Origin of the sequence: Pseudomonas sp. R3-57 (genome assembly GCF_051132065.1) — a bacterium.
Classification (GTDB): Bacteria; Pseudomonadota; Gammaproteobacteria; order Pseudomonadales; family Pseudomonadaceae; genus Aquipseudomonas.
In genome coordinates this window covers 1,308,097-1,323,662 of the sequence record NZ_CP071655.1, presented here as the reverse complement: position 1 = coordinate 1,323,662, position 15,566 = coordinate 1,308,097, and the positions used below count along the sequence as shown (strand labels likewise).

Sequence of the window (15,566 nt, the reverse complement as noted above, 5' to 3'; positions counted from 1 at the left end):
CGGCGTGCCCTGCATGCCGGTGGGATTTTTCATAGGCGGCTGGATAAGGCCTAACCTTGAGAGACACCCGCCCGTTTCGCTGGCAGAACCATGACCGAATTCGTCCTAACGCTGATCAGTGCCGCGCTGCTCAACAACTTCGTGTTGCACTGGCCGCTGGGCGTCGATCCGCTGTTGGCGGGCAGCCGGCGCCAGGTGCACGCGTTGGGGCTGGCGACCTTGTGTCTGATGGTTGTCGTCGGCGTGGTGGGCTACGCGATCTGGCACTGGCTGCTGGTGCCGCTGCAACTGCAAGCCCTGCGCCTGTTCGTGTTTTTGCCGTTGAGCGTTTTGCTGATCGCACCGCTGCTCAAAGGCCTGGGGCGCGGGTTGCCGAAACTGCCCTTCGACGGCTTATGGCCGCTGTTGCTGGGCAATGCCGGCGTACTCGGCCTGGCATTGATCAATGCGCAAAACGATCAAGGCCTGCTTCACACAATGGCGCTGAGCCTGGGTGCCGGGTTGGGGTTCTGGTTGGTATTGGGCCTGTTCAGCGATTTGCGCGAACGTACGGCGGGTAACGATATCCCTCTGCCCTTTCGCGGCTTGCCGATCGATCTGCTCGGCGCAGGACTGATGGCAGTGATTTTTCTCGGATTCAGTGGACTGATCAAAACATGAGTCTGATTCAACGCATCGATGCTCTTCTGCCGCAGACCCAGTGCGGCAAGTGCGGCCATCCCGGATGCAAACCCTACGCGCAAGGCATTGCCGCCGGCGAGCCGATCAACAAGTGTCCGCCCGGTGGCGAAGAAACCATCGCTGCGCTGGCCGAGCTGTTGAAAGTGCCGGTGCTGGAACTGGACGTCAGCCGCGGCCCGGCGCCGGCCCAGGTGGCGTTCATTCGCGAAGCCGAGTGCATCGGCTGCACCAAGTGCATTCAGGCTTGCCCGGTCGACGCGATTGTCGGCGCGGCGAAACTGATGCACACCGTCCTGATCGACGAATGCACCGGTTGTGACCTGTGCGTGGCGCCGTGCCCGGTGGACTGCATCGAAATGCATCCGCTGCCACCCGAGACGTTGCCGGTGGTGGGCGGGCTGGCGTTCAGCCTCGACGAGCAACGCGCGCGCGCCGCCAAACGTGATCACGCACGGCAACGTTTCGAGCGGCGCAACGAGCGCCTGCATCGTGAAGAGCAACAGAAACAGGCTGAGCGTGAGGCGCGGGCAAAGCGACCGGCGCAAGCGCAAGTGAGCACCACCGACCCGGTGCAAGCGGCACTCGAACGGGTGCGCGCGCAAAAAGCGACGAACGCGGATGCGGCGGTGAAAAAAGCCAAAGTCGAGGTTGCGATGAGCCGCGCGCAACTGCACAAATCGCTGAAAGCCTTCGGCCATCCACCGACCTTTGAGCAGCAGGCGCAATTGATTGTCCTGCAGCGCCAGTTCGAAGCGGCCGAAGAGGCGCTGGCGCAACTGGAAAACAGCGCCGCCCCCACAGCCGCAGCACCACCGCCCGCCATAGACGCCGACTTGAAGCGCGCCAAGATCCAGCTGGCGATGTGTCGCGCCGAATACGGCAAGCTCGAACGTAACGCCGACACTCCCGTCGAAATTCTTCAAGAGGCCCGCGCGCGACTGCAAGCCGCCGAGCGTCAGGTAAGCGAACATGCCGCCCCTTGAGGCAGCGGACGATCGCCTGCAACAGGCGATGAAAACCTTGCTGCTGGCTACGGTGCCAGGGCTGCTGACGCTGTTGTGGTCTTACGGTTGGGGCGTGTTGATCAACCTGATACTGGCGATCACCACCGCCCTGATCGTCGAAGCGGGCGTTGCGCAACTGCGCCGACAGCCTGTGCAGCCGACGCTTCGCGACGGCAGTGCGCTGGTCAGTGCAACATTGCTGGCGGCCGCACTGCCGGCCTATTGCCCATGGTGGCTGACGGTGACGGCAACCGCCGGGGGCCTGCTGTTTGGCAAGCACGTGTACGGCGGCACGGGGAAAAACCCGTTCAATCCGGCGATGCTCGGTTTTGCGTTGGTGATGGTCATGTTCCCGAGAGCGATGACCCTGTGGCCGGCCCATGGTCTGGATCTGGCGGCAAGCTTGCAGCCGATATTTGGCTGGAGTCAGGCGCCGGACGCTTGGGCGCAGGCGACCGCGCTGGACACGCTGCGCGTCAACGCCAGCCTGACCATCGACGAACTGTTCGCCAGCCATCCGGCGTTCGGGCATTTTGGCGGACGCGCTGCCGAGTGGGTGAATCTGGCCTTTTTGGCCGGTGGCGTGTTCTTGTTGCAGCGTCGGGTGTTCAGCTGGCACGCACCGCTGGGCATGCTCGCCAGTCTGTTGGTGATCAGCCTGCTGTGCTGGAATGGCTCGGGGTCGGATTCGCATGGCTCGCCACTGTTTCATCTACTCAGCGGCGCGACCATGCTCGGCGCGTTCTTCATTGTCACTGAACCGGTCTGCGGCGCGAAAACCGCGCTGGCGCGCCTGCTCTTTGGCGTCGGGGTCGGGTTGCTGACATACGTGATCCGCACGTGGGGCGGCTACCCGGACGGGCTGGCGTTTGCGGTGTTGCTGATGAATCTCTGCGTGCCGGCGCTGGAGCGATTCGTCGCCAATCGCCAGATCAAGGTGACCCCGTGAAGCGCCGGGCCAGCACGGTGATCGTGCTGCTGGTGGCTATCAGCGGTATCGCCGCGACTTACCTTGTACAGCGTGGGAGCACGCCACAAATCGCCGCCGCGCAGCAACTGCTCGACAACCGTAAATGGCTCGACATGCTGCCGCCGGAGAGCTACGACAACCAGCCGCTGCAACAACCACTGAGTTTGACCGATACCCGACTGGACCACAGCCAGTTGAGCGCAGGCTATCGCGCGACCCTGACCGGCAAGCCCGTTGCAATACTGTTGCACAGTCAGACCCAGGGCTATGTGGGCGTCATCGAATTGTTGATCGCCATCGAGCCGAATGGCAGGTTGCTCGCGGTGAAAACGTTAGAACAGCAAGAAACACCAGCGCTTGGCGGGCACCTGGCGGACCGACCGAGTACCTGGCTGCAGGCGTTTGCCGGCAAGTCGAGTGATACGCCGACGGCAGCAGGCTGGGCGCTGAAGAAGGATGAAGGACAGTTCGATCAGATCGCCGGAGCGACCGTCACTTCTCGCGCAGTCATCAATGCGGTGCATGACGCCCTGCGCTATTTTGATGACCATCGCGCCGCGCTGCTGGGGAGCGGAACATGAAGCCGTCGCCGGGTCTGGCCCACTGTCTGATGCTGCCGTTGCTGCTGGGCAGCAGTGGTTCACTGGTCAGCGCAATCGGCACGTTGTTGGTATTCAGCGTTGTCGTGGGCCTGTACGGTCTGTGCATGCGCTCGTTACGCCCGCGATTGACGGAAACAGGCCGATTGCTGGTCAGCGTCTTGCTCGCCGCCGCGCTCAGCAGTTGCGCAGATGTGTTGGCGCAACGCTGGTTTCTGCCCTGGCAGCAAGCCTTCGGCCTGTATGCCAGTTTGATCGCCTTGCAATGTGTGGTGCTTGAATACAATGGCTTTTGGCGCCAGGCACTGGCTGAGCGCGGCAAACTCTGCGCTGTGTTCGGTGCATTGCTGTTGCTGCTAGGGGCTGTGCGCGAACTCGCGGGGAGTGGCAGTCTTGGCCGTAGCCCCTTCGACAGCTGGCAAGGCATCGTCCTGTTCAGCGACGGACTGCCACTGATCAGTCTGATCCCCGGCGCTTTTATTGTATTGGCGCTGCTGCTGGCAGCGCGTCAGGCGCTGGTTCGCCCGAAATTGAATTCAAAGGAAACGCATCGCCCATGAATGCCGCAAAACGTCTGGAGATTTTCCGCCGTCTGCACGAAGACAACCCAGAGCCGAAAACCGAACTGGCGTATTCGTCGCCATTCGAGCTGTTGATCGCGGTGATTCTGTCGGCCCAGTCGACGGACGTGGGCGTCAACAAGGCCACGGCGAAGCTGTTCCCGGTGGCGAATACGCCGGCCGCGATCCATGCCTTGGGCGTTGAAGGGCTGTCCGAATACATCAAGACCATCGGCCTCTACAACAGCAAGGCGAAAAACGTCATTGAAACCTGCCGCCTGCTGGTCGAACGCCACGGTGGTGAAGTGCCGCAAACCCGTGAAGAACTGGAAGCCTTGCCCGGTGTGGGCCGCAAGACCGCCAACGTGGTGCTTAATACCGCGTTCCGGCAACTGACCATGGCCGTCGATACCCACATCTTTCGGGTCAGCAACCGCACCGGCATTGCGCCGGGCAAAAATGTGGTTGAAGTGGAAATGAAACTGATGAAATTTGTGCCCAGGGAATTCCTGCTCGACTCCCACCACTGGCTGATCCTGCACGGACGTTATGTGTGCCTGGCGCGCAAGCCGCGCTGTGGCAGTTGCCGGATAGAAGACCTGTGCGAGTACAAAGCAAAAACTTCTGACGATTGAGCGGCTATTGGAATAACTGATAAGCCGATTGAAAAAAACTTTTTTACCCGCCAACCGAATGTCGATATAAGGAGCGCCAAAGGCAAACTTGGCCGGGAGCTAACCTTATGAGTGCCGACAAAGAGCAATTGGACGTAGAAGACGATTTTGTCGCCGTTGAGGCCGACGAGGTAGAGCCCGTCGTAGAAGTTGCAAAGACCAACCTGAGCAAGCGCCGCACCATCGATAACCTGCTTGAGGAGCGCCGACTGCAAAGGCAATTGGCTGATTACGATTTTGATCTTTGATACTTGAAAGCCTCCCGAACCGGAGGCTTTTTACTTTCTGCAATACACTGGCTCCGGCCGGCCCATGACCTGTCAGCTTTCAGTATATTCAGACCAGACCGTTTCGCTGTGCCAGCTCGATCAGATCGACCAGCGAACGCGCGTTGAGCTTTAATAACAAGCGCGTCTTGTAGGTGCTCACGGTCTTGTTGCTCAAAAACATGCCGTCGGCAATTTCCTTGTTGGTCTTGCCTCGCGCCAGTTGCTGCAAAACCATCATCTCCCGACCGGACAGACGATCCACCATGTCCGCTTCGCTGGCATTGCCCAGACTGGTGCGCACGGTGTGCAAGGCCTGGTTGGGAAAATAGCTGTAACCGGACAACACCGCCTTGATCGCACTGAGCAATTCGGTGAGGTCCTGCTGTTTGCACACATAGCCGGCGGCCCCCGATTGCATGCAACGCATCGAAAAGTGCCCGGGCGCCTGCGAAGTCAGCACCAGTACTTTTATAGGCATAGCCGTCGAGCTCAGCCGTGCGATAACTTCCAGGCCGTCAAGTTTCGGAATGCCAATATCCAGAATGACAATATCCGGCATTTGTTCTCGAGCAAGTTGTAACGCATCCACACCGTTATCCGTCTCTGCGATGACTTCGTAGCCATGACGCTCCATTAGCATACGCACCGCAAGACGAATGACAGGGTGATCATCCACGATCAGCACTTTATTCATGGGCAAGTCCAGTTTCGCTGTTCGAATTTTTAGAACACGCACAATAGCCCAGTCACTTGCTCCATGGCATGCCAGGGTTGACACGCACTTGCATCGAGAGACATACCCTACAGCGATCGCGGATTAATCCTACAAAAAATCGCTAACTTCCTAAACATCTGACGCTTTTGGCTGTTTGGCCTACGGCAAGATTTCGCCTTTACTTTTGTTTCAGGGTGCGTCTGACAGCATCGGCAGCAGGATTGATCGCGATCTCTACCTGCGTTCCAACGCCGCTTGAAGCCGCCTGATCCGAACTGTGAAACATATGCCTTAACAATTGCACACATGCAGAAGCCGTCGCTTATACGGCTAGCGAAAAACCCCTCGATACATAAACACTTGAAACAAGATATTTATACCCAAGGCAATATTTTTTCTATAAATATGAACGCACAAAGCCCAACTAAAACAACTCAACCAACACAAACATTGACCATGAGAAAGATCAAAACAAAGAGCACAAAGATGATCAAACTAAAAAACAAGATCGCCAATCCAATGACGGTAATTGCCATATTTGCAGCCATCTCGGAAACATCCGCGGCGGTTTCCCTGCCTTTTCTGGACAATAAGGACAGGGAGATATATGTGTGGTTCCTTATAAGCTTTCCTTTCTACTTGCTGTTTCTTTTCTTTATCACCCTGAACTTCAACTATCGCTCTCTGTATTCTCCGTCAGACTTTGATAAAGACAAGAACTTTCTCAAAGTGATAGATAACAATGAACGCGACAGCAAGCGAAACGCACCATCCTCGGAGCCCTGCGATCAAGGTACATTCGGGCTATCGAGTTGCATCGTCCCCAGCGAGTCCGGCAGTGTCGAGCGCAAAGATTCGTGCAAAGTCCACAATGCGGCCGATCCGCCGACGAATAGCAATGCGAAATCCAGTCAGATCGTTCAGCACAATATTCAATTGCCGGCGTGGGTCAGTCATTTGCATCTGATCGATGCCCGGGATGTCGATGCGGCAAAGGAACTGGCGACGATTCTGGACAACATCCGCAACCTTGATCGCAAAACGGCGCGAGTGATTGTATTTCTTTCCAATCATGTATCGGATGTCTTGCTTACCCAACATGCGCTGTTGCAAGCCAGGCAGATCAAGAAAGGCTCCGGTAAAACGCTGTGCATCGTCTATAACCTCTGCTCACAAGCGGTGACGCGTCTGGGAACAGTCTGAAAATGAGCCACTGCCACGCGCCGGTGCCTGGAAAAATGCTCGGTCGGAGCAGCCACCCATTGATGCAAAAAGGGCGACCCTGTCTCGAAGACAAGGCCGCCCTTTTTGTTGTGCGTCAGCGTTTGATGCCTAGAACAGCTTGCGGCCCTTGTTGGCAGCAATGCGCATGCGCAGCGCGTTGAGCTTGATGAAGCCCGCCGCGTCGGCCTGGTTGTAAGCGCCGCCGTCTTCTTCGAAGGTCGCGATGTTGGAGTCGAACAGCGAATCGTCGGACTTGCGGCCGGTGACGATGACGTTGCCCTTGTACAGCTTCAGGCGCACGACACCGTTCACGTTGACCTGCGATGCGTCGATCATCTGTTGCAGCATCAGACGCTCCGGGCTCCACCAGTAGCCGGTGTAGATCAGGCTGGCGTATTTCGGCATCAACTCGTCTTTGAGGTGAGCGACTTCGCGGTCCAGGGTGATTGACTCGATGGCGCGGTGCGCGCGCAGCATGATGGTGCCGCCCGGGGTTTCGTAGCAGCCACGGGACTTCATGCCGACATAACGGTTTTCGACAATGTCGAGACGGCCGATACCGTGAGCACCACCGATCTTGTTCAGCGTCGCCAGCACGGTGGCCGGAGTCATTTCAACGCCGTCCAGCGCAACGATGTCGCCGTTACGGTAGGTCAATTCCAGGTATTGCGCTTTGTCAGGAGCGTTCTCCGGGGAGACGGTCCATTTCCACATGTCTTCTTCGTGCTCGGTCCAGGTGTCTTCCAGCACGCCGCCTTCATAGGAGATGTGCAGCAGGTTGGCGTCCATCGAGTACGGCGATTTCTTTTTGCCGTGACGTTCGATCGGGATCGCGTGCTTCTCGGCGTAGTCCATCAGCTTCTCGCGGGACAGCAAGTCCCACTCACGCCAAGGGGCAATCACTTTCACACCTGGCTTGAGCGCGTAAGCACCCAGCTCGAAACGCACCTGGTCGTTGCCCTTGCCGGTGGCGCCATGGGAAATGGCGTCGGCGCCGGTTTCGTTGGCGATTTCGATCAGACGCTTGGCGATCAGCGGACGTGCGATGGAAGTACCCAGCAGGTACTCGCCTTCGTAAACGGTGTTGGCGCGGAACATCGGGAAGACGAAATCACGCACAAACTCTTCGCGCAGGTCGTCGATGTAGATTTCTTTGACGCCCATGGCCTGGGCCTTGGCGCGGGCCGGCTCGACCTCTTCGCCTTGACCGAGATCGGCGGTGAAGGTCACCACTTCACAGTTATAAGTATCCTGCAGCCACTTGAGGATCACCGAAGTGTCCAGGCCGCCGGAATACGCCAGAACGACCTTGTTTACGTCCGCCATGCCATCACTCCACGGGGTTCTACGGAAAGCCGGGGAGTCTACCGCTCCAACGCGATAATTTACAGAGGCGCGACAGCTTAAGACGACAAAGCGACAGAATCTGTCGAGAGCGCGACGATGACCGACGAGTCAGGAAGTCGCTGCAGCAGTGGCGGGCGTACCCGCTTGTGGCGTCGGGGCCGGGGCTGTCGTCGGTGCGACGCGCGCCAGTTTCACATTGACGCGACGATTCTTCGCCCGGTTGGCTTTGTTGGTGTTCGGCACGATCGGATACTGCTCGCCATGGAAACGCACAGTGATCTGCGACTCCTGAATGCCATTGGCCTTGAAGAAGTCGACCACCGCCAGCGCTCGGCGGCGTGACAGTTCACGGTTGGTCAGGCGATTGCCGCTGTTGTCCGAGTGGCCGTCGAGTTCGATGTGGTTCACCGACGGGTCAGCCTTCATGTATTCGAGCATCACTTGCAGTTTGGCTTTGGCAGCCGGGTCGAGATCAACGCCTTCGCCGGGAAAGCCGATCTGCGATTGCTTGATCTGGTCAAAATTCTGCGGCAACAACTTCGCCACACAAGTCTGATAATCGTTGAAGGCCTTGCTGAACTTGACCGGCAGCAGACGCACTTCCGAGACCCGGCCATCGCCCGATGCACGGCGCACGACCGGACTGCGACCGTCCAGCAGGCCGCTGATCAGCCCACCGGCCTGCGACTGCGAACTGTTGAACAGGACATTGCCGCTGCCCAGCCGCACGCTGCCCAGATTGATGTCGCCACGCCCCGGCTGCCAGGGTGCAGCGGCCGCCAGCAAGGTCGCCGAACCGCCGCCGAGCATGGCGTTGTAGGCGTTGAGGCGGAAGATCGCCTGCTCGCCGGCCTTGCGCACGAACTCGCCCGAACCGAAATCGGTGATCGGCTGGGTCAGACGGCACTCGAATTTGTCGCCGGCGACCGTCCACTCAATGTTCTCCAGACGGGTCTGGTAGGTGAGCGCCATCGCAGGGAGGCTGGCAAACACACTGAGCAAGGCTAGATAACGCTGGCGCACGGGAGGCTCCATTGGCTTGTGAAACACAAACACCGATTCACACAATGTTTACGGCATACCTTCGGGATATCGGACGCTTGCCGCAAAACTTGATAGCGAGTGCCTGCAAGAGTCTTTTCCGGTAGCATTCGCCTCAGTTTGACCCGCCTGGAAGCCCCCCATGTCCGACCGCCTGACCCTGCTGCGTCCCGACGACTGGCACATTCATCTTCGCGATGGTGCCGTGTTGACCAATACCGTTGCCGATGTGGCTCGCACCTTCGGGCGCGCGATCATCATGCCCAACCTGGTACCACCGGTGCGCAACGCCGCTGAAGCCCACGGCTATCGCCAGCGGATCCTCGCTGCCCGCCCGGCCGGCAGTCGCTTTGAGCCGCTGATGGTGCTGTACCTCACCGACCGCACCCAGCCCGAAGAAATTCGTGAAGCCAAGGCCAGCGGTTTCGTGCATGCCGCCAAGCTGTACCCGGCCGGTGCGACCACCAACTCCGATTCCGGTGTCACCAGCATCGACAAGATTTTCCCGGCACTGGAAGCCATGGCCGAAGTCGGCATGCCGCTGTTGATCCATGGTGAAGTCACCCGTGGCGACGTCGATGTGTTCGACCGCGAAAAGATTTTCATCGACGAACACATGCGCCGTGTCGTCGAGCGGTTCCCGACGCTGAAAGTGGTGTTCGAACACATCACCACCGGTGACGCCGTGCAGTTCGTCAACGAGGCTTCGGTCAACGTCGGCGCGACCATCACCGCGCATCACCTGCTGTACAACCGCAACCACATGCTGGTGGGCGGGATTCGGCCGCACTTCTATTGCCTGCCGATCCTCAAGCGCAATACGCATCAGGAAGCCTTGCTCGACGCCGCCACCAGCGGCAGCGCGAAGTTCTTCCTCGGCACCGACTCGGCCCCGCACGCCCAGCACGCCAAGGAAGCCGCCTGCGGCTGCGCCGGCTGCTACACCGCGTACGCCGCGATCGAGATGTACGCCGAAGCGTTCGAACAGCGTAACGCACTGGACAAGCTCGAAGCCTTCGCCAGCCTCAACGGCCCGCGCTTCTACGGTTTGCCGGTAAACACCGACCGCATCACCCTGGTTCGTGAAGAATGGACCGCCCCGACCAGTCTGCCTTTCGGCGAGCTGACCGTTATCCCGCTGCGCGCCGGTGAAAAACTGCGCTGGCGCCTGCTGGAGGAACACGCGTGAGTGAAGAGCATTTCGACGACGAACTGGACGGTCAAAATGGCGGCGGCGGTTCCCGCCATCCAATGGCAGCACGTTTTCGCGGCTACCTGCCGGTTGTCGTCGACGTAGAAACCGGTGGCTTCAACGCGGCCACCGATGCCTTGCTGGAGATCGCCGCGACCACCATCGCCATGGATGAAAAGGGTTTTGTGTACCCGGATCACACCTACTTCTTCCGCGTCGAGCCGTTCGAAGGCGCCAACGTCGAAGCGGCGGCGCTGGAGTTCACCGGGATCAAACTCGATCATCCGTTGCGCATGGCGGTCAGCGAAGAAACCGCGCTGACCGACATCTTCCGCGGCATTCGCAAGGCGCTGAAGGCCAACGGCTGCAAGCGGGCGATTCTCGTTGGGCATAACAGCAGCTTCGATCTGGGCTTCCTCAACGCGGCAGTTGCGCGTCTGGACATGAAGCGCAACCCGTTCCACCCCTTCTCCAGCTTCGACACCGCGACGCTGGCCGGTCTGGCCTACGGTCAAACCGTGCTGGCCAAAGCCTGCCAGGCCGCCGGCATCGATTTTGATGGCCGCGAGGCGCACTCGGCGCGTTACGACACCGAGAAAACCGCTGAGCTGTTCTGCGGCATCGTCAACCGCTGGAAGCAGATGGGCGGCTGGGAAGATTTCGACGATTGATCCTCGCCGAATAAAACCCGAGCACAAAAAAACCGGCCACTTGGGCCGGTTTTTTATACCTCGACGTTGCGCTTTAGAGGGCAGCAGCGTTCTCGGTCAGGTAAGCCGCAACGCCTTCTGGCGAAGCGTTCATGCCTTTGTCGCCTTTCTTCCAGTTGGCAGGGCAGACTTCGCCGTGCTCTTCGTGGAATTGCAGCGCGTCGACCAGGCGGATCAGCTCTTCCATGTTACGGCCCAGCGGCAGGTCGTTGATGATCTGCGAGCGGACAACGCCCTTGTCGTCGATCAGGAACGCGCCACGGAACGCCACGCCGCCTTCGGACTCAACGTCGTAGGCCTTGGCGATGTCGTGCTTCATGTCGGCTGCCATGGTGTATTTCACCTGGCCGATACCGCCATTGTTGACCGGGGTGTTGCGCCACGCGTTGTGGGTGAAGTGCGAGTCGATCGACACAGCGATCACTTCAACGTTGCGTGCCTTGAAGTCGGCCATGCGGTTGTCCAGAGCGATCAGCTCGGACGGGCAGACGAAGGTGAAGTCCAGCGGGTAGAAGAACACCAGGCCGTATTTGCCTTTGATGGCCGAGGACAGGGTGAAGCTGTCAACGATCTCGCCATTGCCGAGTACGGCCGGGACGGTGAAGTCAGGGGCTTGTTTGCCTACGAGTACGCTCATTGATATCTCCTGGTGTAAAGACTTGAAGTTCAGGGTCCGGGCCAGCCTGCCACCCTCAGGCGACAGCCCTGTGACACAAACCCTCTTCGCAAGGGACGACCATCATACACTGCGTTTTTCGCCTGTCCTCAACGGATTTTCCAGGTCGGCTGTCCGTTTGGCATTTATAGGGACAGTCAAACGGCGCTCAAACACCGTTCGTCAGTCATGAGCCAAATAAGGCCAAAAGCTGCCGTAAAGCACTTTGACAATCATTCTCGTTAACATTAAGATCCATCGCAATTGAGTCACAACCAGCGACGGTTCTTACTTATGTATGTTTGCCTCTGCACTGGCGTCACCGACGGACAGATCCGCGAAGCGATCTATGAAGGTTGCTGCAGCTATAAAGAAGTTCGCCAGGCGACCGGCGTCGCCAGCCAGTGCGGCAAATGCGCGTGCCTGGCCAAGGAAGTGGTCCGCGAAACCCTGACCAAGCTGCAAACCGCTCAGGCCGCGATTCCTTATCCTGCAGAATTTACTGCCGCCTGATCAGCCCAATTTCAAAGAACCGGACTTATGTCCGGTTTTTTTATGCCTGAAAATCAATCGCTTAGCGTCAAGACGCGGAACACAAACATTCTTATTCCGATTAATTTTCATATATTATTCAATAACTTAGGTTTGACACTTATAAGTGTGAAGCTCAAACTCCGCCTTATATACCGCGATTACAGGGCAGGACTCCGATCATGAAAGGCGACATTACCGTCATCCAGCATCTCAACAAGATCCTCGCCAATGAGCTGGTCGCGATCAATCAGTACTTTCTGCATGCGCGCATGTACGAAGATTGGGGTCTGAACAAGCTCGGCAAGCACGAATACAAAGAATCCATCGATGAGATGAAACACGCGGACAAGCTGATCAAGCGCATCCTGTTCCTGGAAGGCCTGCCGAACGTACAGGACCTGGGCAAGCTGCACATCGGCGAGCACACCCGCGAAATGCTCGAGTGCGATCTGCGTATCGAGAAGACCGGCCACGCCGATCTGAAGGCCGCCATCGCCCAGTGCGAAACCGTTGCCGATTTTGGCAGCCGTGAACTGCTCGAAGACATTCTCGAGTCCGAAGAAGAACACATCGACTGGCTGGAAACCCAACTGGGCCTGATCGATAAAATCGGTATCGAAAACTATTTGCAATCGCAGATGGGCGAAGAGTAAGTCAGCGCCCACTGAACGCCAGACACTAAAAAGCCCCGCCCTCTTTGGAGGTGCGGGGCTTTTTATTGCCTGGCGCGTTGTAGGAGTGAGCCTGCTCGCGATGGCGGTGGGTCAGTCAACATTTCAACCAACTGACAGAACGCTATCGCGAGCAGGCTCGCTCCTACAGAAAAGCGATCAAGCTTCGGACTTGTTCGCCGCAGCGGCTTCGACAGCCGACTTGATGGTGCTTTGCAGCGAACCGTCTGCTGCCATCTCGGTCATGATGTCGCTGCCGCCGATCAGCTCACCGCCGACCCACAGTTGCGGGAAAGTCGGCCAGTTGGCGTACTTCGGCAGGTTGGCGCGGATTTCCGGGTTCTGCAGGATGTCCACGTACGCAAACTTTTCGCCACAGGCCATGACAGCCTGCGCAGCTTTTGCGGAGAAGCCGCACTGCGGGGCATTCGGCGAGCCTTTCATGTAAAGCAGAATGGTGTTGTTGGCAATCTGCTCTTTAATCGTTTCGATGATATCCATGGAGCACCTCGGCTGAACTTTCCGACTCATGGGTCGGCACGGTGGCGCATTGTAACGGAATCCCGAGCGCGCTGCTCGGTCTCCCCGACAGACACATGCTCAGGCCGCCACCACCGTCACCGGCACACCATTGAGCGCCGCGTTGCCGGACAACTCATCGAGTTGGCATTCATCGGTCAGGTCGTTGGCACTCGAGCCCGGCTGGCCGCTGGCAATTGCCATTTGCACGCCCGGTCGCGCATGGCCCCAACCGTGCGGCAGGCTGACCACTCCTTGCATCATGTCCTCGCTGCCGAGCACTTCCACTTCGATCTGGCCGACCCGCGAACTGACGCGTACTCGCTGGCCGTCACTGAGACCTCGACTGGCGAGATCGGCCGGATGCATGAGCAACTGATGACGCGGTTTGCCTTTCACCAGACGATGGTAGTTGTGCATCCACGAGTTGTTGCTGCGCACGTGGCGGCGGCCGATCATCAGCAGTTGATCGATAGCGGGTGCCTGCAATGCGGCGAAGCGTTGAAGATCGGCGAGTATTTGCGGTGGTGCGGCCTGGACTCGCTGATTCGAGGTTTTCAGACGCGCGGCCAGATTGGGCCGCAGAGCGCCCAGATCAATCCCGTGCGGATGATCGAACAACGTCGCCAGCGACAGTTTGTGTTCGGACGCGTCGCCATAAAGGCCCATGCGCAGGCCCATGTCGATCATCTTCGACGGCGGCATGGTCGGTTTCAGTTCCTTGCCGGTCTGCGCCGCAAACGCTTTGGCGAGGCCGACGAAGATTTCCCAGTCGTGCAGCGCACCTTCAGGTTTGGCGAGGATTGCGCGATTGAAGCGACTGACATTGCGCACCGCAAACAGATTGAACGTGGTGTCGTAGTGATCGTTTTCCAGTGCCGAGGTCGATGGCAGGATCAGGTCGGCGTAGCGCGTGGTTTCGTTGATGTACAGGTCGATGCTGAGCATGAACTCCAGCCCGTCCAGCGCCTGCTCCAGTTGCCGCCCGTTCGGTGTCGACAGCACCGGATTGCCGGCCACGGTGATCAATGCGCGGATCTGCCCGTCGCCTCCGGTGAGCATTTCCTCGGCCAGCGCCGACACCGGCAACTCGCCACCGTATTCGGGACGGCCGGAGACGCGACTCTGCCATTTATTGAAATGCCCGCCCGAAGTCGAAGCCACCAGATCGACAGCGGGCTCGGTGCATAAAGCACCGCCGACGCGGTCGAGGTTGCCGGTGACCAGGTTGATCAACTGCACGAGCCAATGACACAGCGTGCCGAACGCCTGAGTCGAAACGCCCATGCGTCCGTAGCACACCGCACTCGGCGCGGCAGCGAAGTCGCGCGCCAGTTGGCGGATCTGCTCCGCTGGGACGGCGCACAACGGGCTCATCGCCTCCGCCGTGAACGTCGCCACCGCAGCGCGCACCTCGTCGAGGCCATCGACCGGCAGATGGCTGTCGCAAGTCAAACCTTCGCTGAACAATGTGTTCAGCACGCCAAACAACAGCGCAGCATCGCCGCCCGGACGCACGAACAGATGCTGATCGGCCATCGCCGCCGTTTCGCTGCGGCGCGGATCGACCACCACCACTTTGCCGCCGCGCGCCTGAATCGCTCTGAGGCGTTTCTCGACATCCGGCACGGTCATGATGCTGCCATTGGACGCCAGCGGATTACCGCCAAGGATCAACATGAAATCGGTGTGATCGATGTCCGGAATCGGCAGTAGCAAGCCGTGGCCGTACATCAGGTAACTGCTCAGGTGATGCGGCAACTGGTCAACCGACGTCGCCGAGTAGCGATTACGGGTTTTCAGCAAGCCGAGAAAGTAGTTGCTGTGGGTCATCAGCCCATAGTTATGCACACTCGGGTTGCCCTGATAGACCGCCACGGCGTTTTGCCCGTGACGCTCCTGAATTGCCGCCAGCTTCGACGCCACCAGGGCAAACGCCTCGTCCCAGCCGATCGGCAGCCATTCGCTACCCACCCGCCGCATCGGTTGGCGCAGGCGATCCGGGTCATTCTGGATATCTTGCAGCGCCACCGCTTTGGGGCAGATGTGCCCGCGACTAAAGCTGTCGAGGGCATCGCCCTTGATCGAAGTGATTGCGACATGGCCATCGGTTTCAGTGGTCTCGATGGTCAGGCCACAGATGGCCTCACACAGGTGGCAGGCACGATGATGGAGAATCTTGGTCATGGCCAGTCTCTGTC

Annotated in this window: 18 protein-coding genes; 12 read left to right on the top strand and 6 right to left on the bottom strand. The window is 58.8% G+C overall.

Annotated features, from left to right (window positions below; genetic code table 11):
• The first annotated feature begins 90 nt into the window (after window positions 1-90).
• The 7 genes from J3P93_RS06115 to J3P93_RS06085 all read left to right on the top strand — a co-directional run bounded on the left by J3P93_RS06115 (window position 91) and on the right by J3P93_RS06085 (window position 4,736).
• Window positions 91-660, top strand: a complete 570-nt coding sequence (locus J3P93_RS06115) for an electron transport complex protein RnfA (RefSeq protein ID WP_434595852.1) — start codon at window positions 91-93, stop codon at window positions 658-660.
• Entirely contained in the window at window positions 657-1,664 is a 1,008-nt protein-coding gene (rsxB, locus tag J3P93_RS06110; RefSeq protein ID WP_434595850.1) for an electron transport complex subunit RsxB, read from the top strand. Before J3P93_RS06115 ends, rsxB begins: the two co-directional genes overlap by 4 nt.
• Window positions 1,651-2,634 (top strand): RnfABCDGE type electron transport complex subunit D, encoded by a 984-nt coding sequence (locus J3P93_RS06105; RefSeq protein WP_434595849.1) that lies wholly within the window; start codon window positions 1,651-1,653, stop codon window positions 2,632-2,634. Before rsxB ends, J3P93_RS06105 begins: the two co-directional genes overlap by 14 nt.
• Window positions 2,631-3,236 (top strand): RnfABCDGE type electron transport complex subunit G, encoded by a 606-nt coding sequence (locus tag J3P93_RS06100; RefSeq protein ID WP_434595848.1) that lies wholly within the window; start codon window positions 2,631-2,633, stop codon window positions 3,234-3,236. Before J3P93_RS06105 ends, J3P93_RS06100 begins: the two co-directional genes overlap by 4 nt.
• Complete coding sequence (locus J3P93_RS06095; protein WP_434595847.1) at window positions 3,233-3,814, top strand: Rnf-Nqr domain containing protein; 582 nt, start codon at window positions 3,233-3,235, stop codon at window positions 3,812-3,814. The genes J3P93_RS06100 and J3P93_RS06095 overlap by 4 nt, the downstream gene beginning before the upstream one ends.
• Entirely contained in the window at window positions 3,811-4,449 is a 639-nt protein-coding gene (gene nth / locus J3P93_RS06090; RefSeq protein ID WP_434595846.1) for an endonuclease III, read from the top strand. The genes J3P93_RS06095 and nth overlap by 4 nt, the downstream gene beginning before the upstream one ends.
• 107 nt (window positions 4,450-4,556) lie before the next feature.
• Entirely contained in the window at window positions 4,557-4,736 is a 180-nt protein-coding gene (locus J3P93_RS06085) for a PA3496 family putative envelope integrity protein (protein WP_434595844.1), read from the top strand.
• Between the two features lie 88 nt (window positions 4,737-4,824).
• Here J3P93_RS06085 and J3P93_RS06080 read toward each other — a convergent pair whose 3' ends face one another.
• Window positions 4,825-5,451, bottom strand: coding sequence for a response regulator transcription factor (locus J3P93_RS06080; protein ID WP_090285851.1), 627 nt, complete (start codon window positions 5,449-5,451; stop codon window positions 4,825-4,827).
• Between the two features lie 507 nt (window positions 5,452-5,958).
• On the opposite strand from J3P93_RS06080, the gene J3P93_RS06075 reads away from it, so the two are divergent.
• Window positions 5,959-6,675, top strand: a complete 717-nt coding sequence (locus J3P93_RS06075) for a hypothetical protein (protein WP_434595841.1) — start codon at window positions 5,959-5,961, stop codon at window positions 6,673-6,675.
• A 129-nt stretch (window positions 6,676-6,804) separates the two neighbouring features.
• On the opposite strand, the gene J3P93_RS06070 is transcribed toward J3P93_RS06075, so the two are convergent.
• On the bottom strand, window positions 6,805-8,022 hold the full coding sequence (locus J3P93_RS06070) for an argininosuccinate synthase (RefSeq protein WP_007916658.1): 1,218 nt from the start codon (window positions 8,020-8,022) through the stop codon (window positions 6,805-6,807).
• Window positions 8,023-8,151: 129 nt separating this feature from the next.
• The gene (locus J3P93_RS06065) at window positions 8,152-9,066 is read right to left on the bottom strand and encodes a flagellar protein MotY (RefSeq protein WP_434595839.1); all 915 of its coding nucleotides are present in this window, start codon (window positions 9,064-9,066) and stop codon (window positions 8,152-8,154) included.
• 160 nt (window positions 9,067-9,226) lie between these two features.
• Here J3P93_RS06065 and pyrC point away from each other — a divergent pair, with 160 nt between their 5' ends.
• Complete coding sequence (gene pyrC / locus J3P93_RS06060) at window positions 9,227-10,273, top strand: dihydroorotase (RefSeq protein WP_434595837.1); 1,047 nt, start codon at window positions 9,227-9,229, stop codon at window positions 10,271-10,273.
• Entirely contained in the window at window positions 10,270-10,947 is a 678-nt protein-coding gene (gene rnt / locus J3P93_RS06055; protein ID WP_090285860.1) for a ribonuclease T, read from the top strand. The genes pyrC and rnt overlap by 4 nt, the downstream gene beginning before the upstream one ends.
• Before the next feature lie 73 nt (window positions 10,948-11,020).
• Here the strand turns inward: rnt and J3P93_RS06050 are convergent, their stop codons facing one another.
• Complete coding sequence (locus tag J3P93_RS06050; RefSeq protein ID WP_003227723.1) at window positions 11,021-11,623, bottom strand: peroxiredoxin; 603 nt, start codon at window positions 11,621-11,623, stop codon at window positions 11,021-11,023.
• Between the two features lie 312 nt (window positions 11,624-11,935).
• Here J3P93_RS06050 and J3P93_RS06045 point away from each other — a divergent pair, with 312 nt between their 5' ends.
• Window positions 11,936-12,154 (top strand): bacterioferritin-associated ferredoxin, encoded by a 219-nt coding sequence (locus J3P93_RS06045; protein ID WP_007953193.1) that lies wholly within the window; start codon window positions 11,936-11,938, stop codon window positions 12,152-12,154.
• A 200-nt stretch (window positions 12,155-12,354) separates the two neighbouring features.
• Window positions 12,355-12,828: a bacterioferritin gene (bfr, locus tag J3P93_RS06040; RefSeq protein WP_434595833.1), complete on the top strand. Its 474-nt coding sequence runs from the start codon at window positions 12,355-12,357 to the stop codon at window positions 12,826-12,828.
• Window positions 12,829-13,005: 177 nt separating this feature from the next.
• On the opposite strand, the gene grxD is transcribed toward bfr, so the two are convergent.
• Together grxD and J3P93_RS06030 are read right to left on the bottom strand one after the other, a co-directional pair.
• Window positions 13,006-13,347 (bottom strand): Grx4 family monothiol glutaredoxin, encoded by a 342-nt coding sequence (gene grxD / locus J3P93_RS06035; protein WP_130912021.1) that lies wholly within the window; start codon window positions 13,345-13,347, stop codon window positions 13,006-13,008.
• Between the two features lie 99 nt (window positions 13,348-13,446).
• Window positions 13,447-15,552, bottom strand: coding sequence for a molybdopterin oxidoreductase family protein (locus J3P93_RS06030; RefSeq protein ID WP_434595832.1), 2,106 nt, complete (start codon window positions 15,550-15,552; stop codon window positions 13,447-13,449).
• Window positions 15,553-15,566: the final 14 nt, after the last annotated feature.

What these genes read in the sequence shown, in the direction of transcription:
- J3P93_RS06115 (WP_434595852.1), top strand. Translation starts at nt 91, where the DNA reads ATGACCGAATTCGTCCTAACGCTGATCAGTGCCGCGCTGCTCAACAAC.
- rsxB (WP_434595850.1), top strand. Translation starts at nt 657, where the DNA reads ATGAGTCTGATTCAACGCATCGATGCTCTTCTGCCGCAGACCCAGTGC.
- J3P93_RS06105 (WP_434595849.1), top strand. Translation starts at nt 1,651, where the DNA reads ATGCCGCCCCTTGAGGCAGCGGACGATCGCCTGCAACAGGCGATGAAA.
- J3P93_RS06095 (WP_434595847.1), top strand. Translation starts at nt 3,233, where the DNA reads ATGAAGCCGTCGCCGGGTCTGGCCCACTGTCTGATGCTGCCGTTGCTG.
- nth (WP_434595846.1), top strand. Translation starts at nt 3,811, where the DNA reads ATGAATGCCGCAAAACGTCTGGAGATTTTCCGCCGTCTGCACGAAGAC.
- J3P93_RS06085 (WP_434595844.1), top strand. Translation starts at nt 4,557, where the DNA reads ATGAGTGCCGACAAAGAGCAATTGGACGTAGAAGACGATTTTGTCGCC.
- J3P93_RS06080 (WP_090285851.1), bottom strand. Translation starts at nt 5,451, where the DNA reads ATGAATAAAGTGCTGATCGTGGATGATCACCCTGTCATTCGTCTTGCG.
- J3P93_RS06075 (WP_434595841.1), top strand. Translation starts at nt 5,959, where the DNA reads ATGATCAAACTAAAAAACAAGATCGCCAATCCAATGACGGTAATTGCC.
- J3P93_RS06070 (WP_007916658.1), bottom strand. Translation starts at nt 8,022, where the DNA reads ATGGCGGACGTAAACAAGGTCGTTCTGGCGTATTCCGGCGGCCTGGAC.
- pyrC (WP_434595837.1), top strand. Translation starts at nt 9,227, where the DNA reads ATGTCCGACCGCCTGACCCTGCTGCGTCCCGACGACTGGCACATTCAT.
- J3P93_RS06050 (WP_003227723.1), bottom strand. Translation starts at nt 11,623, where the DNA reads ATGAGCGTACTCGTAGGCAAACAAGCCCCTGACTTCACCGTCCCGGCC.
- J3P93_RS06045 (WP_007953193.1), top strand. Translation starts at nt 11,936, where the DNA reads ATGTATGTTTGCCTCTGCACTGGCGTCACCGACGGACAGATCCGCGAA.
- bfr (WP_434595833.1), top strand. Translation starts at nt 12,355, where the DNA reads ATGAAAGGCGACATTACCGTCATCCAGCATCTCAACAAGATCCTCGCC.
- grxD (WP_130912021.1), bottom strand. Translation starts at nt 13,347, where the DNA reads ATGGATATCATCGAAACGATTAAAGAGCAGATTGCCAACAACACCATT.
- J3P93_RS06030 (WP_434595832.1), bottom strand. Translation starts at nt 15,552, where the DNA reads ATGACCAAGATTCTCCATCATCGTGCCTGCCACCTGTGTGAGGCCATC.